The following is a 19,468-nucleotide window of genomic DNA, read 5'->3' as shown; positions in this document are numbered from 1 at the left end:
GGAGATGTGTCATTGGGGCACGAACATTGCTCCAGCCGGGTGAAGTCGAGCACTCGCCGCAACAAATTTCGCCCGGGGTCAGCTCTACTTCACGGCCAGTGACCGTTTGGTTTCGTTTGCTCGAACCGGAAGTCGCAACGCGCCGCGGATCAGCTTCGACTTCCGTCGCGTGACCGGGCCGTCCGCGGCGAGGTGCGGGAAGCGCTTGAACAGTTCGTGCAACGCGATCGAGCCCTCGATGCGGCTCAGTCCCGCCCCGATGCAGTAGTGGATTCCCGCGCTGAACGCGAGGTGCTCGCGCGCGTTGGACCGCGTCGGGTCGAACTTCAACGGATCTTTGAAGACGCGCGGGTCGCGGTTCGCGGCCGCCAGCATCAGCATCACCGGCATGCCCTTCGGCAACGAGACGCCGGCGAGCTCCAGGCGTTCCTTGGGCCAGCGGATCGTGTACTGCACGGGCGGGTCGAGCCGCAGCACCTCCTCCACGAACCCCTCGGCGTACTCGGGGCTCTGCGACAGCGGCGCCACGGTGTGCGGGTTCTCGAACGCCTTCAGCACGCCGTTGCTGATCAGGTTCACCGTCGTCTCGAACCCGGCGAAGAGCAGCAACCCGGTGGTGGCGACGAGGTCCTCGCGGCTGAGGTCCTCGTGCTGCGTCACCAGGTGGCTGACGATGTCGTCCTTCGGGTCGCGGCGGCGCTCGTCGATCAGGACGTCGATGAAGTCGTTGTACTCGATGATCGTGGCGTGCAGGTTCTTGAGCTGCTGGTGCGACCACACGCCGTCGAGCGTCTCGGCCAGCGAACTGCCCCAGCGCGCGAAGATCTCCTTGTTCTCGTCCGGCACGCCCAGCAGGTCCGCGATGACCTGGATCGGCACCTGCGAGGCGAACTCGGCGACCACGTCGAACCTGTCGCCCAGCCGGTCGAGGTGGTCGGTCACGATCCGCTTGATGGACTCCGTGCGGTCCTTCAGCGCGCGGGGCGTGAAGAACGGCTGCACGAGCTTGCGCAGCCGCGTGTGGTCCGGCGGGTTCTTCATCAGGAACGAGTCCTGCACCGGGTTCACGATCTTCTCGCCGTCCTGGACGAGCGTGATCGGCACCATCGACGCCTCGTCGAAGGTCGCGGTGATGAACCTGTTGTCCCGCAGCACCGAGTCGCAGATCGCGCGGCTCGGCGTGACGTACGCGCCCATGCGGCTGCGCACCATGTCGCCCTTCGCGCGCACCTTCTCGTACATGGGGTACGGGTCGCGGTCCGGCGGCGAGGCCATGACGCCCGCGTACGGGTCGCCCAGGAGCGCGTAGCCGCGGACGAGCGTGCGCAGCGCGAAGAACTGCGCGGCGGTCTTCATCGTGGACATGGGTCCACAGTGAGGTTTCGGGTACCGCGGTTTCAAGAGCTGCGACGGTGACGCCGCACGGTTTCCTCCACCAGATCGAGCACCGGCTCCATGTCGTCCGCGGGCAGGCCCATGGCGAGGTGGGAGACGAGACCCTCGAGCACGAGCTCGAGGAAGTTCGTCAGCACGGTCACGTCGACGTCGTCGCGCAGGTTGCCGGCCTCGCGCTGCCGGATGAGGCGCTGGCGGGTGGCGGCGGTGAGCTGTTCTGATCTTTTGGCCCACCGTGCGCGGAAGTCGGGGTCCGTCCGGAGCCTGCGGGAGACTTCGAGGCGCGTGCCGAGCCAGTCGGCGGCGTGCTCCTCGGTGCGCTTCTCCGGCTCGTCGAGGAGGTCGCGCATGACCTGGACGAGGCCCTGCTCGGCGACCACGTCCGCCATCCGGAGCGCGTCGTCCTCGGCCAGCGCGAGGAAGAGCGACTCCTTGTCGCGGAAGTGGTGGAAGATCGCACCGCGGGAAAGGCTCGTGGCCTCCTCCAGGCGGCGTACGGTGGCACCCTCGTAGCCGTGTCGCGCGAAACAGGCACGCGCGCCGTCGAGGATCTGACGGCGGCGGGCGTCGAGGTGGTCCTGACTCACCCTGGGCACCTGTAGATGGTCGCAGGGAGTGGGTGGGAAATCCAATCCGTACGTACGGATTGGACCCTGTGATCCTTTCGAGTGGATCATCAGGCCGGGGTGTGCTGGTGGGGTGTTCGGCGCGCTTATTGTTTCGGCTCATGGAGACGCGGGAGACCACTCAGCTGTCTGCGCTCGTGGAGCGCCTGGGGTGGCAGCGGCGTGAGTCCAGAGGCGTCCACGTGGTGGATCTGTTGTTGAGCCGCGGGGTTTCGGATTTGATCGCGGCTTTGGCTGAGCAGAGGGAGCGGTAGGCCTTCGCGGGGTGCACCGCTACCCGGACCTGAATGTTCAGACTGCTCGTCGCGCGTCGCCATGCCAGGCTTGGCGCATGGACGGCTTGCCAGGCGCCGGGCTCGCGGTCGCTTTGCGCGGGCCAGTGCCTGGGGGCACCGCACATCGCCCCGAAAAGAGGACCGGGATACGTATCGGAATCCCGGTAAGCGCTTTCCCGCACGTCGCCGACAGGGTTGACTCAGCTGCCGCGTGGTGGTGTGATCTGCGCGACAGTTAGGAAAGTTTCTAAACTGAATCCGCCGCCGCTCGTCGTGATCCCCCTACCCGTCTTGTGGGAGGCACAACAGTGGCACCGAGTAGAAGCCGAACAGCGTTGCGCGCGTTCGGCGCGATGGGCGTTGGCTGTGCGACGGCCGTCGCGGTCATGTCGGTACCGGAGGCGGCCCTCGGGGCGCCGGTGCGGTACGAAGCGGAGAACGCGGTCGTCTCGCAGGGTGTGGTGGAGTCGAACCACGCCGGGTTTTCGGGGGCCGGGTTCGTGAACGTCGACAACGTCGTGGGGAGTTCGGTCGAGTTCACCGTGAACGCGGCGAAGGCGGGGCAGGTGAAGCTGGTCCTGCGGTACGCCAACGGGTCCGCGGACAACCGGCCCGCTGACGTGAGCGTCAACGGTGCGCTGGCCGTCGACGAGCGCGCCTTCGCTGGTACCGGTGCGTGGACGGCGTGGGTGTCGGCCGAGAACACGGTCACGGTGAACGCGGGCGTGAACAAGATCAAGGTCACGTCCACCGGTGCCACGGGTGGGCCCAACCTCGACTACCTGGAGGTCGAGGAGGCCGCTGCCGCGCTCGAGCAGGAGGCGGAGGACGCGGTCGTCGGCCAGGGGGTCGTGGAGTCGAACTGGGCCGGCTTCTCCGGGCGGGGGTTCGTCAACTACGACAACGTCATCGGGTCGTCGGTCGAGTACACGATCAACGCGGAGTCCGGTGGGGAGCACGACCTCACGTTCCGCTACGCCAACGGGACCACGGCGGACCGGCCCGTGTCGGTGACGGTGGACGGGGTGAACGCGCAGGCGGTGTCGTTCCCCGGGACGGGGGCGTGGACGACGTGGCAGACGCGGACCGTGCGGGCCGTGTTGCACGCCGGTGCCAACAGGATCAAGGCGACCTCGACCACCGTCAACGGCGGGCCGAACGCGGACAAGGTGAGTGCGGTGCTGGTCGGGCCGCCGGACGACGAGGCGCCGACGCCGCCGCGGAACCTGCGGTTCGTGTCCTCGACGCACAACTCGGTGTCGTTGAAGTGGGAGGCGGCCACGGACAACGTCGGGGTCACCGGGTACGACGTCTACCAGCACGGGCAGCTCGTCACGAGTGTCGGGAACGTGCTGGAGGCGACGGCCACCGGGTTGCGGGCTGACGTCGAGTACGACTGGACCGTGTTCGCGAAGGACCGCGCGGGCAACGTCTCGCAGGCCTCCAACAACGTGCCGGGCCGCACCAAGCCCGCGCCCGCGGACGACCAGGCGCCCACCGTTCCGGGTGCGCCGCGGTCCACCGGGGCCACGTCGACCAGCGTCTCCCTCGCGTGGGGCGCGTCGAGCGACAACGTGGGCGTCACCGGGTACGAGATCCACTTCGACGGCGCGCTGAAGCAGACCGCGGACGGGTCGGCCACATCGGCGACGGTCGCCGGTCTGACCACCGGGCAGACGTACGCGGTGAAGGTGCGGGCCAAGGACGCGGCGGGCAACCTCTCGGCGTTCTCCGGCGAGATCTCCGTCAAGCCCGTCGCGGGTGGTGGCACCGGGGTGCCGAACCCCGGCGCGGTCAAGCAGATCGCGTCCGGTGTCGACGTGGCGTGGGGGCTCGCGTTCCTGCCCGACGGCTCGGCGCTGGTCACCGAGCGCGAGACGTTCAACGTGCTGAGGGTGACCGAGGCCGGTGCCAAGACCGTCGTCGGCAAGGTGCCCGGCGCGGTCGGCACCAACGGTGAGGGCGGCGCGCTCGGCATCGAGGTGTCGAAGAACTTCGCCTCCGACCGGTTCATCTACGTCTACCACACCTACGCGAACGGAAACCGGCTGGTCAGGGCCCAGTTCGACGGCACGGGGCTCTCCGGCTGGACGACGTTGCTCGACGGTGTGCCGAAGAACCGCTACCACAACGGCGGGCGTCTGCGGTTCAGCCCGGACGGCCGGTACCTGTTCGTCTCGACCGGGGACGCGCAGAACGGCAACAACGCGCAGAACCTGAACACCAACGCAGGCAAGATCCTGCGCCTCAACGCGGACGGCTCCATCCCGTCCGACAACCCGTTCCCCGGCAAGGCGATCTGGAGCTACGGCCACCGCAACGTGCAGGGCCTCGACTTCGACTCGCAGGGCCGCCTGTGGGCCTCGGAGTTCGGCAACTCGCAGCAGGACGAGGTCAACCTCATCACCAAGGGCGGCAACTACGGCTGGGAGCCCTGCGAGGGCACGATCGGCAACTGCGCCGGCACCGTCGCCCCGAAGAAGACCTGGCCGACCTCGCAGGCGTCGCCGTCGGGCCTGACGATCATCAACGACCACGTGTTCGTGGCCACGACCGTCGGCCAGCGCATCTACCGGATGCGCATCGACGCGAACGGCAACCTCGTCGACCAGCAGATCTACTTCCAGGGCACCTACAACCGGCTGCGGACGGTCGAGGTGGACTCCGAAGGCGACATCTGGCTGACGACGACGACCGACAAGGACGGGTCGGCGGGCAACGACCGGATCCTGCACATCGACGTCGTCTATGAGGGAGGGAGCGCTTTCAGGCCGTGAGTCCTCCGTACGCGTTCACCTTGTACGCGTTGAACACCGCGACCGTGCCGGGAATCACTTCCGGACCGTCGACGGCCCGGATCGGGACGGCGATCAAGAACGCGTCAACCGCCAACACGGTGTTGCGCGGCCGTTCGAATGCCAGGACGTAAGAACACATCTCCAGACTGTGGGACAGCTGCCCGTGTGCACGCGTGCACACGGGCGGCATCACTTGTTTCGTAAGGATTGGAGGGCTGCGAGTGTCAGACCCCGCGTGTAGCGTCGAACGGGCCAGACGATCACGGGGAGTGTGGCAGCGTGACTGCGTTGCGTAGCAAAAGGGCGCCGGCGAGGTTCGCCGACCGCGCCGAGGCTGAGGCGTACGTCGCCTCGGTCTGTTTCAAGCACGGGCCTCCGAAGCTCTTCGGCGTGGAGCTCGAATGGACCGTGCACCATGCCGAAGACCCTGCGCAGGTCCTCGATCGACATCGGCTCGCCGCGGCACTGGGCGACCACGCACCACCCACTTTGGTTCCGGACAGCCCGCAGAGGCCGCTTCCCAGCGGCACCCCGCTGACCGTCGAACCGGGCGGGCAGGTCGAGATCTCCACTCCTCCCTGCACCAGCCTCCCGGAACTCTTCTCCACGGTCACCCAGGACATCTCCCTGCTCACCGCGATGCTGGCCGAGCACGGTCTCGTCCTCGGTGACAAGGGTGCTGACGTGCACCGACGTCCCACGCGCATGCTGCAGGTGCCCCGGTACGCGGCGATGGAGCACGCGTTCGGCGCGCTCGGCCAGGACGGCATCTCGATGATGTGCAACACCGCGGGCCTGCAGGTGTGCCTCGACTTCGGCGAGCAGAAGCACGTGCAGGACAGGTGGGCCGCCGTGCACCAGCTCGGGCCGGTGATGATCGCGTTGTTCGCGAACTCGCCCAGCATCGGTGGCATGCACCAGGACTGGGCGTCCGCGCGCATGCGGGCGCTCTACGGCTGTGATCCCGTGCGCACCAGACCCAGTGCCGTGTGCGCCGATCCGGCTCAGGCCTATGCGCGAAGAGTCGTCGACACACCCGTCATCGTGGTGCGCGGGCCCAGTTCCAGCTGGATTCCGCAAAGGAAGTTCACGTTCGCGGAGTGGATCGGCGGGGCGCACGACCGCGCCCCGACGAGCGACGACCTCGACTACCACATGTCGTTGATGTTCCCGCCGGTCCGGCCGCGCGGGTACATCGAGATCAGGTACCTCGACACACCCGCGCCCGGCGGGTGGATCGCGCCGAGTGCGCTGCTCGTCGCGCTGTTCAGCGACCCGTCCGTTGTGGACGGTGTGCTGGCGGCGACGGATCGGGCGGCCGGGCGGTGGCTCATGGCCGCGCGGCACGGTTTGGCGGACGAACGCATCGCGCGTGCCGCGAAAGACGTTGTGGCGCTGGGCATCGAGGCCCTGCCCCGCACCGGACTCTCCCACGACCAGATCGGCTTGATCAGCCGGGAGCTTGAGGGGAAGCTGTGACCAGCCAAATCGACGGAGACCGCCTCCGCGAGCAAGTGGCGGAGCAACTGCTGCGCTCGCGTGCGCGTTCCACCGCCCTGACCGACGCCGTCGACGAGCACGACCTCGTGCGGCAGCACTCGAAACTGATGTCGCCCCTGGTCTGGGACCTGGCGCACATCGGCAACCAGGAAGAGCTGTGGCTCGTTCGCGACGTCGGCGGACGCGAACCGGTGCGCAGCGACATCGACGAGTACTACGACGCGTTCAAGTTCTCGCGCAGCGTGCGGCCCGAGTTGCCGCTGCTCAACCCCAGCGAGACCCGCCAGTACGTCGGGGACGTGCGCGGCAAGGTGTTCGACGTGCTGGAGAAGGTGCCGCTGCAAGGCCGCCGGCTCGTCGAGAACGCCTTCGCGTTCGGCATGATCGTGCAGCACGAGCAGCAGCACGACGAGACGATGCTCGCCACGCACCAGCTCCGCACGGGCGAACCGGTGCTGCACGCACCGCCGCCGCCCTCCGGGAGCCTCGTGCCCACGACGGAGGTGTTCATCCCGGGCGGACCGTTCGAGATGGGCACTTCGGACGAACCGTGGGCGCTGGACAACGAACGGCCCGCGCACGCCGTCCACGTCGACTCGTTCTTCATCGACACCACCCCGGTCACGAACGGCGAGTACGCCCAGTTCGTCCTCGCCGGCGGGTACGACGACCGTCGCCTGTGGACGGACGAGGGCTGGGAGCACCGCACGACGGCGAAGCTGGTCGCGCCGAGGTTCTGGCAGCGCGAGGAGAACTCGTTCGTGCGCACGGCGTTCGGCGTGACGGAGCCGATCGTGCCGGACGAACCCGTTGTGCACGTGTGCTTCCACGAGGCGCAGGCCTACGCGAGGTGGGCCGGCAAGCGCCTGCCGACGGAGCCCGAGTGGGAGAAGGCGGCCCGGTTCGACACGGCCTCCGGGAAGACCCGCCGCTACCCGTGGGGCGACGAGCAGCCGACCGAGGCGCACGCGAACCTCGGCCAGCGCCACCTGCGCCCGGCCCCGGTCGGCGCGTACCCGCGGGGTGCGTCCCCGGCGGGGGTGCACCAGCTCATGGGTGACGTGTGGGAGTGGACCTCCAGCGACTTCGGTCCCTACCCCGGCTTTGAGGTGTTCCCGTACAAGGAGTACTCCGAGGTCTTCTTCGGGCCGGACTACAAGGTGCTGCGCGGCGGCTCGTTCGGCACCGACTCCTCCGCGGTCCGCGCGACCTTCCGCAACTGGGACTACCCGATCAGGAGGCAGATCTTCGCCGGCTTCCGCTGCGCCAGGGACGCCTAGGCCGATGTGCCGCCATCTGGCTTACCTGGGCGCAGCCGTGCCCGTCGCCAGCCTGCTGTACGACGCACCGCACTCGTTGGAGCACCAGTCCTACGCGCCCGCCGACATGCGGGCCGGCGGAACCGTGAACGTCGACGGCTACGGCGTCGGCTGGTTCCCCGGCCCGGTGCGGTACCGGCGCGCCGGGACGTTGTGGAGCGACGCGAACCTGCGCCAGCTCGCGTCCGCCGAGTCGACGGCGTTCCTGGCGGCGGTGCGGTCCGCGACCACGGGCATGCCGGTCTCGGACGCGGCCTGCGCTCCGTTCACCGACGGCACGTGGTTGTTCAGCCACAACGGACGCGTCGACGGCTGGCCGCACACCGCGGCGGGGCTCGCGAAGACGCTCGACATGACCGACCTGCTCACCATGGACGCCCCCACCGACTCCGCGTTGTTGTGGACGGTGCTGAGGCGTCGGCTGGAGACGGGGAAGGACCCGGCCGGGGCGCTCGCCGAACTCGTGCGGGAAGTCGCGGACGCGGCGCCGAGGTCGCGGCTGAACTTCCTGCTGACCAACGGAAAGGTGCTCGCGGGGACGACGTGGACACACGCCCTGTGGGTGCTGCAGAAGGGCCAGGGCGTGACCATCGCGTCCGAACGGCTCGACGACGACCCGGGCTGGCGGGAGATCCCCGACCGGCACGTGGTCACCGCGGATCCATCCACTGTGGAGGTTCGACCGATATGACCGAGCCGGTGCTGGACGTTCATCTCAAGCCGGAGGACGCCGCACACGCGCTACGTGCCGATGTGCGGGCCGGACTGACCGCGGACCCGAAGTGGGTCTCGCCGAAGTGGTTCTACGACGCCGTCGGCAGCGCGTTGTTCGAGGACATCACGCGACTGCCCGAGTACTACCCGACCCGTGCCGAACGCGAGGTGCTCGCCGAACGGGCGGGCGAGATCGCGGCGACGACGGGCGCGCACTCGTTGGTGGAGCTGGGTTCCGGCTCGTCGGAGAAGACGAGGCTGCTGCTCAGCGCGTTGCGGGAGCACGGGACGCTGCGGGAGTTCGTGCCGCAGGACGTGTCGGTGTCGGCGCTCACCGAGGCCGCGCACGCGATCATCGCGGACTACCCGGGCCTGCGGGTGCACGGGGTGGTCGGCGACTTCACCCAGCACCTCGCGTTGCTGCCGGGCGAGTCGCCGCGCGTGGTCGCGTTCCTGGGCGGCACGATCGGCAACCTGATCCCGGAGGAGCGCGAGAAGTTCCTCCGCACGGTCCGCGACGTGCTGGAGCCGGGGGAGTGGCTGCTGCTCGGCACGGACCTGGTGAAGGACGAGCAGACGCTGGTGCGCGCGTACGACGACGAGCAGGGCGTGACGGCGGAGTTCAACCGCAACGTGCTGAACGTGCTCAACCGCGAAGTCGGCGGCGACTTCGACGTCGACGCGTTCGAGCACGTGGCGTTGTGGAACGCCGAGCAGGAGTGGATCGAGATGCGCCTGCGGGCGAAGCGGGCGATGCGCGTGACGCTCGCCGAGCTCGGCCTGACCGTCGAGTTCCACGAGGGCGAGGAACTGCGGACCGAGGTGTCGGCCAAGTTCCGCGAGGAGGGCGTGAAGCAGGAGCTGGAGGCCGGCGGGTTCTCGCTGCACCGCTGGTGGACCGACGCGGAGGGCAGGTTCGCGGTCTCGCTCGCCCAAGCGGTGTAAGCGGGGTCACAACCCTCCGATAGGCGGGTACACACGGTGCACGCCCGGTGATGGGCTGCAACGATGACTTCCGCAACTACGCGTGCCGTGCGCGTGGCGCTCGCCAGTGCGCTCGCGCTCGGCACCGTCATCACCGGCCTGGGCAGCGCGTCCGCCCAGCCCGAAGCCGCCTCCGCCGCCAGACCCGCGCAATGGGGTCCGTGCGCGGCGGACGTGCTCGCCGAGATCCCCGCGGCCGAGCGCACCAAGGTCAGCTGTGCCGTCCAGGTGGTGCCCGTCGACCACTCGCGCCCGCGCGGGGACTCGACGGGCATCGCCATGATGAAGCGGCCCGCCGGCGACCCGGCCAAGAAGATCGGCTCGCTGTTCATCAACCCCGGCGGCCCCGGTGGCGCCGGCCTGATCTACAGCGCCTACGGCTCCAGCTTCTTCACGCCCGAGATCCTCGAGAAGTTCGACCTCATCGGCTTCGACCCGCGCGGTGTGGGCCGCAGCGCTCCGCTGCGCTGCTTCCGCACGCAGGAGGAGGCCGACGCGGTGAACGTCGGCTGGTACGCGCTGCCGATCACCCAGGACGAGATCGCGAGCTCGATCCGCCAGTCGAAGGTCTACACGGACTACTGCGGGATCAACGCCGGTCCGCTCCTCGACCACATGTCGACCGAGGCCGTCGCGCGCGACCTCGACGTGATGCGCGAATCGGTGGGGGACAGGCAGCTCACGTTCGTCGGGTTCTCCTACGGCACGCTGCTCGGCGCGACCTACGCGAACATCTTCCCGTCGAAGTCTCGTGCGCTGGTGCTGGACGGCAACGTCGACCCGCGCCTGCGCCTGACCGACGGCGCCCAGTACGACCGCGAGCGCGCCCGCGGTTTCGAGATCGCGCTGGACGCCATGCTGAAGCGCTGCGACTCCGTCGGGGTCGAGCGGTGCGCGTTCGCCGGTGACGCGCGCAAGAAGTTCGACGCGATCCGCGAGTCGCTGCGCAAGGGCCCCACGACGTTGCCCGGCGGCGCCACGGTGACGCTCACCGACGTCGTCGGCCGCACGGCGAGCAACCTGTACAGCCCGACGACGTTCAAGGCCCTCACCGCGTGGCTGCAGTCGATCCACGCCGCCCAGAACCCCGGTGCCCTGACCGTTCAGTCCGTTGTGGACGTTCCGGTGGTGAACAACCTGAACGGCCGCGCCGACGTGCGGGCGCTGCCCGAGACGCCGTACACCAGCGACGACTCGTACTACGCCGTGAACTGCATCGACAAGCCGTTCGCGCGCTCGAACCGCAACTGGGCGTCGACGGCCGCGAAGTGGGAGAAGGAGTCGCCGACGTTCGGCCGCTACCAGGCCGCGTCCGACCTGCTCACGTGCCCGACCTGGCCGGCTCGTCACCCGGACCGCTGGATCGGCCCGTGGAACAAGAAGACCAAGAACCCGGTCGTCGTGGTGGGCAACTACTACGACCCGGCGACGCAGTACCTGTTCTCGCAGCGTATGGCCAAGCAACTGGGCAACGCGCGCCTGATCAGCGTCGACGCCTTCGGTCACTGCATCCTCGGTGACTCGGCCGGCGCCGACGCGGCGGTGACGAGGTACCTCGTGGACCTGGTGGCACCGGCCAACGGCCAGGTGTTCCAGCCGAACGCGCAACCGTTCTAGTTCTCGCGCGTGCCGCCTGTCGTCGGGCCACAACCCGACGATAGGCGGGTACAAACGATGCACGCTGAGTGGTGGGGTGCATCCGTGACGTCATCTTCTTCTGTGCGCATGGTGCTCGCGGGCGCGCTCGTGCTCGGCACCATCGTCTCCGGGCTGGGCACGGCTTCTGCCGAGCCCGGCCCCGCCGTCAGACCCGCTGCCTGGGGGCAGTGCGCGGCCGACGTGCTCGCCACCCTTCCCTCCACCGTGACGCCCGAGGAACGCGCGCGGCTCACGTGCGCCATCCAGGAAGTGCCCGTCGACCACTCGCGCCCGCGCGGGGAGAAGACCGGCATCGCCATGATGAAGCGCCCCGCCAACGACCCGTCGCGCAAGATCGGCTCGATCTTCCTCAACCCCGGTGGTCCCGGCGGTTCGGGCCTCATCCGCGGCGCCATCGCGAAGAACTACTTCCAGCCCTCGGTGCTCGACCGGTTCGACGTCGTCGGCTTCGACCCGCGCGGCGTCGCCCGCAGCGCGCCGATGAAGTGCTTCCGCACCCAGGAGGAGGCCGCCGCCGTCAACGACGGCTGGTTCTCCCTGCCCATCACGAAGGACGAGATCGCCAGCTCGATCCGCCAGTCCAAGGCCTACACGGACTACTGCAGGATCAACGCCGGTCCGCTGCTCAACCACATGTCGACCGAGGCCGTCGCACGCGACCTCGACGTCATGCGCGAGGCCGTGGGCGACGCCCAGCTCAACTTCGTCGGCTTCTCGTACGGCACCCTGCTCGGCTCGACGTACGCGAACATCTTCCCGCACCGCACGCGGGCGATGGTGATCGACGGCAACGTCGACCCGCGCCTGCGCCTGACCGACGGCGCCCAGTACGACCGCGAGCGCGCCCGCGGCTTCGAGATCGCCCTCGACGCCATGCTGAAGCGCTGCGACTCCGCCGGTGTGGCGAAGTGCGCGTTCGCCGGTGACGCCCGCGCCAAGTTCGAGGCCCTCAAGGTTTCCCTGGCCAAGGGGCCCGCGACGTTGCCGGACGGCACTCGCGTGACCTTGTCCGACGTCGTGGGCCGCGTCGCGGGCGACCTGTACTCGATCGCCCGCATCGCACCCCTGGCGGCGTGGCTGCAGAGCGTGCACAACGCCCTGAACCCGTCACTGGCGGTCGCCAGCGTTCAGTCCACTGTGGAGCTGGCCGCGCCGTTGAACAACGGCGGTGGCCGCTTCGACGTCGACCCGCTGCCCGACACCCCGTACACCTCGGACGACTCGTACTACGGCGTCAACTGCATCGACAAGCCGTTCTCCCGCACCACCCGCACCTGGGCCGCCACCGCGGCGAAGTGGGAGAAGGAGTCGCCGACGTTCGGCCGCTACCAGGCCGCGTCCGACCTGCTGACCTGCGCGACGTGGCCGACGCGCAACCCGGACCGGTGGATCGGCCCGTGGAACAAGAAGACCAAGAACCCGATCGTGGTCGTCGGCAACTACTTCGACCCGGCGACGCAGTACCTGTTCGCGCAGCGCATGGCCAAGCAGCTCGGCAACGCGCGGCTGATCAGCGTCGACGCCTTCGGCCACTGCATCCTGGGCCGGTCGGCGGACACGGATGCGGCGGTCGCGAGGTACCTGGTGGACCTGGTCGCACCGGTTGACGGGCAGGTGTTCCAGCCGAACGTTCAGCCGTTCGCCTGACCTTTTCGCCGGAAGCGGTGGCGGTGCTCGCGCAGCACCGCCACCGCGGCGGCGACGGCCAGCACGGCTGCTATGACCAGCCAAGGCGCTGTGGAACTGTGGACAGGTTCGGGCTCGATGAACCGACGGCTCATCTCGACTCCACGGAGTGTTTCGTAGCTTCCCGAACCCGGCTGAGATTCTTCGGTGCCTGGCAGGAACGAGCACATGCCGGCAGTCAGCGCGCCGACGGCCAGCACGGCCCAAGCGGGAACCTTCACGACAGCAAGCTCCGCACGATCAGCACCACCGCGCTCGCCCCAGCCACGACCAACGTCGGCGTCCGAACCCCCTTGGCGTCGAACTTCTTCCGCAACGGCCCGGACAACAGGAACCCGGCGATCAGGAACGGGATCAGCAGCACCCCGCTCCACAACTGGTGCGCCGTCACGTTGCCGGTGACCCCCAGGCCGATGAGCGAGGCACCCGAGCCGAGTACGAAGAACGCCGCCAGCGTCGCCCTCACCTGCGGCCCCGCCTGGTTCTGGTAGAGCAGCGCGACCATCGGGCCGCCGACCGACGTGGCCGTGCCGAACGAGCCGCTCGCCACGCCGGCGGTCACCAGCGACGGCGGAGTCGGCTGCGGGCGCCAGGACGTGATCGACAGCAGCACGCACGCCAGCACGGCGGCCCCGACGACGATGCCGAAGCTGCGCGGGTCGAGCGAGTCGACGATCCAGATGCCGACGACCGTGCCGGGCAGGCGGCCGAGCATCGCCCAGCCGACGCCGCGCCAGTCGACGTGGCCGAACTCCCTGGCCAGCGACATGATCGCGTGCGCGCAGGCGATGACGAGGACCGGCGCCGGGACCAGTGCCGGGTCCAGCAACGCGAGCAGCGGCACGGCGATCAGCGCCAGGCCGAAGCCGATCAACCCCTGCAGCAACCCTCCGCACGCGACGACCACACCCGCGACCGCCAGCAACCCCCAGGACATGGTTAGCAAGGCTACACATCGGTGTCCGAGGTTTTTCCCGCGTTCGCCTGCCGTTGGCCGAGCGCACCTACGCTCCGCGCCATGACCGCGTCCCGCCGCTCCTTCCTGCTCGGCACCGGTGCGACCGCCGCCGCTGCCGCGCTGGTCACACCTGGTACCGCAGCCGCTGACAACGCTGTCGGGTACGGCAGGCCCGACCCCGAGGCGCGGCGGTTCACGCTCGCCGTGATCCCGGACACGCAGTACATGTTCGACCTCGACCGCGGTGACTCCGCGCCGTTGAAGGCCACGCTGCAGCACCTGGTCGAGCACCGGCGGTCCGACAACATCGCGTTCATCAGTCACCTCGGCGACCTCGTCGAGAACGCGCGTCAGAGCGAGATCGACGACATCAGCGAGCGGTTCGAGGTGCTCGACCGCCGCCGGATCGGCTACAGCGTGCTCGCCGGCAACCACGACGTGCCGGACTCGCGCCTCGACGACCAGCGCGGCCGCACGCCGTACCTCGACAGGTTCGGGCCGCAGCGGTTCCGCACCTCGCCGACGTACCGGGGCTCCAGCGCCGACGGCTACAACTCGTTCCACGTGTTCCGCGCGGGCGGGCGGGAATGGCTGGTGCTCGCGCTGGACTGGCGCATGTCCGCCAAGGGGTTCGAGTGGGCGCGTTCCGTGCTGGCGAAGCACGCCAAGCTTCCTGTCATCCTCACCACGCACGAGCTGGCGTTCGACGGCGGTGACGGCGCCGCGGCCATGTCCGACTACGGCCGCAGGCTGTGGAACGAGCTGATCAACGACAACGACCAGATCTTCCTGACGCTCAACGGGCACTTCTGGCCGCCCGCGCGGACGACGATGAAGAACGCGTTCGGCAACGACGTGCACGTGCACATCACGAACTACCAGGACCGCTACTACGGCGGCGGCGCGATGATCCGGCTCTACCACTTCGACCTGGACCGCGGGGTGGTCGACGTCCGCACGATCTCGCCGTGGCTGCTCGGCAAGAAGTCGCTCAACCCGTTGGAGCGCAGGGAGACCGAGTTGACCGGACCGGCCGACCGGTTCAGCGTGCCGATCGACTTCGAGCAGCGGTTCGCCCGGTTCGACCCGCCCGTGCTGCCTCCCGCTCAGCCCGTTCGCGACGTGCTGGTGCGCGGCACCGTCGCGTACTGGCGGCTCGGCGAAGGGCTCAAGGACCTGTCGGGCAACGGGAACGATCTCAAGCAGACCGGCACGCTGACCGCCTCGGACGACCACAGCCGGTTCGCGCCGTCGCACCGCTCGCTGTACTTCGGCAAGGACGGCTACCTGTCCACTGTGGAGTCGGCGCCGGTGAACCGCGAGGCGTTCGAGCGCGGGTACACCGTCGAGATGTTCCTCAAGCTGCCCAACGGATTCGACCACCCGTGGTGCGGCCTGCTCACCAAGCTCGCGCCCGGATCGGCCGCTGGAAAGACCGGGGACGACCCGAGCGAGCCGATCGCGACCCTGAACGTGGCCGGCGGCGGCCAGCTGCAGTGGGCGGTGTTCCCGCGCGACCAGACCGGGATCTCCACCAACTGGGGTCACGAGATGGACTACGAGACGTGGTGGCACATCGCCGTGGTCAACGACGGCAGGCACACCACGATGTACGTCGACGGATCTCCGTTGCTGCGCAACCCGTCCACGCCGGCGCGCGGCATCTCGACCGCCGGTGACCCGTGGCTCGTCGGCGCCTACGCGTACAACGGGGTCGTCGAGAAGTCGTTGCACGGCTGGGTCGGTGACGTGCGGATCGTGAACCGCGCCCTCGGCCGCGCGGAGTTCATGCGGTCGAAGGCAGCCCGAACCGCGGGAACAGACTGAGGTCGAAGAACGACGAGACGCGCGTGATCCGGTCTCCCACCTCCAGGACCTGGAGGTTGAACGGCCGGAACACGCCGTCCTCCGCCCGCAGGTAGAGGCCGAACGCGGGCTGGCCGTTCGCCTCGGTGGCGACCATCCTGGAGCCGTGCGGGACCGACGGGCACTGGTTCGCGAGGTGCCACGCGACCATCGCCGGGCCCCGGTAGAACTGCGGGAACGGCGGCATCTCCCAGACGACGTCCTCGGCGAACATGCCGATGATCGCCGGGATGTCCTTGGCCTCGAACGCCTTCACCCACCGGTCGAGCAACTGCTTGGCGTCCGCCGGCTCGACGACCTCGTCCTCGGTGAGGTCCTTGAGTTGCGCGTGCGCCCGTTGCAACGCGCTGTTGACGGCCGCGACCGTCATCTCCAGCTCGTCGGCGGTCTCGGCGGCGGTGAGCTTCAGGACGTCGCGCAGGACCAGCACCGCGCGTTGCCTCGGCGGTAGGTGCTGCAGGGCCGCGACGAACGCCAGCCGGGTGGACTCGCGTTCGGTGACGATCGCGGCCGGGTCGGTCGGGAACGGCTCCAGCCACGGCACCTCGTGGTCCTGGGTGAGCGGGTCGTTCTCCGTGGCGCCCTGGGTGCCGAGGCCGAACGGCAAGGGGCGCTTGGACTTGCCGTCGAGCGCGGTGAGGCAGGCGTTCGTCGCGATCCGGTACAGCCAGGTGCGCACCGACGAGCGGCCCTCGAACCGGTCGTAGGCCTTCCACGCGCGCAGGTACGTCTCCTGCACCAGGTCCTCGGCGTCGTGCAGCGAGCCGAGCATCCGGTAGCAGTGCGCGAGGAGCTCCCGTCTGAACGGGTCCGCGACGGTCTCGAAGTCCACTGTCATGCCTGTGCTCCGATCGACCTCTGGAGTCGGGTGATGAGCGTACCCACGTGCTCTTTGAGCCGCTGCGGCTCGTGGATCTCGAAGTCGAGGTCCAGGTACAGCAGGTAGAAGACGATCCGGTCGAGCGCCTCGGCGCCCGTGCGCATGAGGCAGGTCCCGTCGTCGACCGGTTCGAGCGACACCGACATCGGCGACGTGCGCTCCGCGACGACCCGCAGCGGGGCGTGGATCTTGAGCACGGCCTGGTAGGTGTAGACGTTCGAGGAGATCTGCCGGGACACGAACTCGCCCAGCGACTCCGCGGGAGGCTCGCGGGGCGTGAACCTCGCGGCGAGCGCCGGTTCCCCGGTGATGCGGTCCACCCGGAACGTTCGCCAGTCCTCTTTGGACACGTCCCATGCGACCAGGTACCACCTGCGGCCCGTGTGCACCAGGCCCTGCGGTTCCGCGAGCCTCCTCGCGGGTTCGCCCTGCGTCGGAGCGTAGGTGAACCGCAGCTGCTGGTGGTCGCGGCAGGCGGCGGCGATGATCGTGAGCGTCTCCGGGTCGACGGTCGGACCGACGGCGATCAGGGGAGTGGTGTGCGTCTGGAGCGCCTGCACGCGCCGGCGGAGCCGGGACGGCAGAACCTGTTCCAGCTTGGTGAGGGCGCGGACCGACGTCTCCTCGATGCCCTCGACGCTCCCGTTCGCCGCCGTCCTGAGCCCCACCGCGACGGCGACCGCCTCGTCGTCGTCGAGCAGCAGCGGAGGCAGCTCCGCGCCGGCCCCGAGCTGGTACCCGCCGGTGGCGCCCGGCAGGGACGTGACGGGGTAACCGAGGCTGCGCAGCTTGTCGACGTCACGGCGAATCGTGCGCACGTCGACGCTGAGCCGGTCCGCGAGTTCCGGGCCCGTCCAGTCGCGCCGCACCTGCAAGAGGGACAGCAGCTTCAGCAGCCGTGCGGACGTCTCGAGCATGGGAGCGATTCTAGATTCCATTGCGGACAGCGGCCCTCAGTGGTTAGGGTTGCTCCCATGACTGCCGGGTCGGCCTTGTGCCGTGAGCGGAACGGTTGCCCGGCCCTGACTTGATCAGGGCCCCTCCACCCCCGCGCCTGTTCCTAGGGACGCGCGCTTGGGAGAGGAGGTGATGCGCAATGCTTCCCAACGTTGGTGATGTCTTTTCGGGGAAGGTCGTCTCGACCGTTCCCTTCGGTTCCTTCGTCGAGCACCCCGCCGGTGCACACGGGCTCCTGCACGGCCAGCAGGCCGAGGTCGGTGCCTCCGTGCAGGTGAAGGTGCTCGCGGTGGACGCCGTGCAACAGCGTTTCAGCCTGGAGCTGGCGTGATGTGAGTGCTCGGGCAGAGGCGCCCTGCCCGGGCTTTCTCACGGCTTGCGGTACTCCGCGCACTCGTTCGTCAGGCGGTCGTGCAGGGTCTTGCGGTGCCCTTCTTCTTCGGGCGCCGGCCCCAGCGCGTCCGCAGGGCTCGTGACGTCGTGCAGCAGCCGGTACAGCACGACATCCGTTGCTGTGTAAAGCCAATCGTCCGCCCTGCCGGGTGGGGCGGCGGGTCCGAGCACGTTCTCGAACCACGCCGGGAACAGCAGATCGCCCGCGACCGCGTCCTCGATGCGTGCGCGGATCTGCTGGCGTATGCGCTTTATGGCCTCGTTGCCGGCCGACTTGGCGACGGTGTCCCTGGCATGCGTGTCGTCGTCCGGGACCTCCGGGCGCACGCGGGTGGTGATGGCGTTCCACTGCTTGTAGTGCTTGCGCCACAACGACTCCGCGTTCGGCGGCAGGTGGGTCAGGGACTCAGCAGCCTCGATGGCCTCGTGGGCCTTCCTGTCGTACTCGGCGATGGCCTTGCGGGTGTCCTTGGCTTCCTGCGGGGTGAACTTCCTGCGGGCGTAGGCCTCCTGGCCGTGGAAGATCTTGGCCAGTTCCTCCTTCTCGATCTCCGGCCAGTTCTCGAAGTCGGCTTTCCGGGTTTCGCCCGCCCGGACTTTTCTGTTCAGCGCCACCAGCAGGCGTTCCAGGCGGTGGACGCTTTCGGCCAGGTCCGTCACGCGGTCGTTCGTCTTTGCCAGCTTGCGGGAGGTGTCTTTGAGCTGGTTCGACTGGGTCAGCTGGTTGTGCGCCGCGTCTGTTTGCGAGTTTTCCAGGCGGGTTTCGAGGGTTTTCAGGTCTTTCTTGAGGCGCTCGACCTTGGCTTCCAGGGCCTTCAACGGGTCGATGTTCACGTTCGCGTCCTCCAGGCCCACCAGGCAATGCCCGCTGCTGTGATCAGTGTCGCCCAGCCGTTCAGGGGTGGGGTCAGGAGAGTCGCCACCAGGGCTGCCGTGATCGCCGCTGTTCTGGCTCTGGGGTCCCAGGGTGTGCGGCCCGCCGGGTCCACCAGGACTGCCGCGGCTGTGGCCGTGGCCAGTAGCAGGGAGAGCAGGGACCAGGCGTCGAACCAGCCCACGGCGATGATCAGCGCCGCTGCTGTCGTGGCTGTGGCGATCGCTCGGTTCGGGGTGGTGAGTCTGGCTGCTTCCACGTCCCGTCGGGCGTTGATGACGGCTTCTACTTCGTCGTTCGTTCGGGCTATGAGGGTGGGGAAGTCCGGGCTGCCTGGGCCTGCGGCTTGGAGGGCTCTCAGGGCTGTTCGCAGTGACTGCTGGCGGTCGGCCAGGCGGGCGAACGGATCGGCTGCCATGTCCGGAAATCGTGATCAAGGTGGGTTGGTGGGGCTAGGGGTTGGGTGGGAGTTGGGCCGGTTGCCGACCAACTTCCCTCGCTCGGAGTAGTGGGGGTTGCGGGTTGGTGGGTGGGTCGCGGGTTGGTGGGTTGGGTTGCGGGTCGCGGGTTGGTGGGTGGGTCGC

At 68.8% G+C, this 19,468-nt stretch carries 18 protein-coding genes; 9 read left to right on the top strand and 9 right to left on the bottom strand.

Annotation, left to right across the window (positions count from 1 at the left end; all coding sequences use genetic code 11):
• Positions 1–84 precede the first annotated feature (84 nt).
• Both IE307_RS36195 and IE307_RS36190 read right to left on the bottom strand, forming a co-directional pair.
• Positions 85–1,365, bottom strand: coding sequence for a cytochrome P450 (locus tag IE307_RS36195; protein ID WP_191303946.1), 1,281 nt, complete (start codon positions 1,363–1,365; stop codon positions 85–87).
• A gap of 32 nt (positions 1,366–1,397) precedes the next feature.
• Positions 1,398–1,991: a TetR/AcrR family transcriptional regulator gene (locus IE307_RS36190; protein ID WP_191303944.1), complete on the bottom strand. Its 594-nt coding sequence runs from the start codon at positions 1,989–1,991 to the stop codon at positions 1,398–1,400.
• Positions 1,992–2,604: 613 nt separating this feature from the next.
• Here IE307_RS36190 and IE307_RS36185 point away from each other — a divergent pair.
• Positions 2,605–5,073, top strand: coding sequence for a PQQ-dependent sugar dehydrogenase (locus IE307_RS36185; protein WP_229905422.1), 2,469 nt, complete (start codon positions 2,605–2,607; stop codon positions 5,071–5,073).
• On the opposite strand, the gene IE307_RS47100 is transcribed toward IE307_RS36185, so the two are convergent.
• The gene (locus tag IE307_RS47100; protein ID WP_229905421.1) at positions 5,063–5,233 is read right to left on the bottom strand and encodes a hypothetical protein; all 171 of its coding nucleotides are present in this window, start codon (positions 5,231–5,233) and stop codon (positions 5,063–5,065) included. The two genes, IE307_RS36185 and IE307_RS47100, sit on opposite strands and share 11 nt — an antisense overlap.
• A 149-nt stretch (positions 5,234–5,382) precedes the next feature.
• On the opposite strand from IE307_RS47100, the gene IE307_RS36180 reads away from it, so the two are divergent.
• The 6 genes from IE307_RS36180 (at position 5,383) to IE307_RS36155 (ending at position 12,917) form a co-directional block, all read left to right on the top strand.
• Entirely contained in the window at positions 5,383–6,573 is a 1,191-nt protein-coding gene (locus IE307_RS36180; protein WP_444543467.1) for a glutamate-cysteine ligase family protein, read from the top strand.
• On the top strand, positions 6,570–7,874 hold the full coding sequence (egtB, locus tag IE307_RS36175) for an ergothioneine biosynthesis protein EgtB (protein WP_191303941.1): 1,305 nt from the start codon (positions 6,570–6,572) through the stop codon (positions 7,872–7,874). Before IE307_RS36180 ends, egtB begins: the two co-directional genes overlap by 4 nt.
• A gap of 4 nt (positions 7,875–7,878) precedes the next feature.
• Positions 7,879–8,604 carry an ergothioneine biosynthesis protein EgtC gene (gene egtC, locus IE307_RS36170; protein ID WP_191303939.1) on the top strand — a complete coding sequence of 242 codons (726 nt, stop codon included), beginning with the start codon at positions 7,879–7,881 and terminating at the stop codon, positions 8,602–8,604.
• A complete protein-coding gene (gene egtD, locus IE307_RS36165; protein WP_191303937.1) occupies positions 8,601–9,572 on the top strand; it encodes an L-histidine N(alpha)-methyltransferase in 972 nt (323 codons plus the stop codon). The genes egtC and egtD overlap by 4 nt, the downstream gene beginning before the upstream one ends.
• A gap of 63 nt (positions 9,573–9,635) precedes the next feature.
• Complete coding sequence (locus tag IE307_RS36160) at positions 9,636–11,228, top strand: alpha/beta hydrolase (protein WP_191303936.1); 1,593 nt, start codon at positions 9,636–9,638, stop codon at positions 11,226–11,228.
• A 108-nt stretch (positions 11,229–11,336) separates the two neighbouring features.
• Positions 11,337–12,917, top strand: a complete 1,581-nt coding sequence (locus IE307_RS36155) for an alpha/beta hydrolase (protein ID WP_191304031.1) — start codon at positions 11,337–11,339, stop codon at positions 12,915–12,917.
• On the opposite strand, the gene IE307_RS47095 is transcribed toward IE307_RS36155, so the two are convergent.
• Both IE307_RS47095 and IE307_RS36145 read right to left on the bottom strand, forming a co-directional pair.
• Positions 12,902–13,051 (bottom strand): hypothetical protein, encoded by a 150-nt coding sequence (locus IE307_RS47095; RefSeq protein ID WP_229905420.1) that lies wholly within the window; start codon positions 13,049–13,051, stop codon positions 12,902–12,904. The genes IE307_RS36155 and IE307_RS47095 overlap by 16 nt on opposite strands.
• A gap of 122 nt (positions 13,052–13,173) precedes the next feature.
• Complete coding sequence (locus IE307_RS36145; protein ID WP_191303933.1) at positions 13,174–13,893, bottom strand: sulfite exporter TauE/SafE family protein; 720 nt, start codon at positions 13,891–13,893, stop codon at positions 13,174–13,176.
• An 81-nt stretch (positions 13,894–13,974) separates the two neighbouring features.
• On the opposite strand from IE307_RS36145, the gene IE307_RS36140 reads away from it, so the two are divergent.
• Positions 13,975–15,741: a LamG-like jellyroll fold domain-containing protein gene (locus IE307_RS36140; protein ID WP_191303931.1), complete on the top strand. Its 1,767-nt coding sequence runs from the start codon at positions 13,975–13,977 to the stop codon at positions 15,739–15,741.
• Here the strand turns inward: IE307_RS36140 and IE307_RS36135 are convergent.
• Both IE307_RS36135 and IE307_RS36130 read right to left on the bottom strand, forming a co-directional pair.
• Positions 15,701–16,618: a sigma-70 family RNA polymerase sigma factor gene (locus IE307_RS36135; protein ID WP_191303930.1), complete on the bottom strand. Its 918-nt coding sequence runs from the start codon at positions 16,616–16,618 to the stop codon at positions 15,701–15,703. The genes IE307_RS36140 and IE307_RS36135 overlap by 41 nt on opposite strands.
• Positions 16,615–17,577, bottom strand: coding sequence for a helix-turn-helix transcriptional regulator (locus IE307_RS36130; protein ID WP_191303928.1), 963 nt, complete (start codon positions 17,575–17,577; stop codon positions 16,615–16,617). The genes IE307_RS36135 and IE307_RS36130 overlap by 4 nt, the downstream gene beginning before the upstream one ends.
• Positions 17,578–17,756: 179 nt before the next feature.
• Here IE307_RS36130 and IE307_RS36125 point away from each other — a divergent pair, with 179 nt between their 5' ends.
• The gene (locus tag IE307_RS36125) at positions 17,757–17,948 is read left to right on the top strand and encodes a S1 RNA-binding domain-containing protein (protein ID WP_191303927.1); all 192 of its coding nucleotides are present in this window, start codon (positions 17,757–17,759) and stop codon (positions 17,946–17,948) included.
• 38 nt (positions 17,949–17,986) lie between these two features.
• Here IE307_RS36125 and IE307_RS47090 read toward each other — a convergent pair whose 3' ends face one another.
• Together IE307_RS47090 and IE307_RS36115 are read right to left on the bottom strand one after the other, a co-directional pair.
• Positions 17,987–18,865 (bottom strand): hypothetical protein, encoded by an 879-nt coding sequence (locus IE307_RS47090; RefSeq protein WP_229905419.1) that lies wholly within the window; start codon positions 18,863–18,865, stop codon positions 17,987–17,989.
• On the bottom strand, positions 18,841–19,302 hold the full coding sequence (locus IE307_RS36115; protein ID WP_191303926.1) for a hypothetical protein: 462 nt from the start codon (positions 19,300–19,302) through the stop codon (positions 18,841–18,843). The genes IE307_RS47090 and IE307_RS36115 overlap by 25 nt, the downstream gene beginning before the upstream one ends.
• Positions 19,303–19,468 lie beyond the last annotated feature (166 nt).

Origin of the sequence: Lentzea cavernae, assembly GCF_014653695.1 — a bacterium.
Lineage (GTDB): Bacteria > Actinomycetota > Actinomycetes > Mycobacteriales > Pseudonocardiaceae > Lentzea > Lentzea cavernae.
This window is presented reverse-complemented; position numbering and strand designations above follow the sequence as displayed.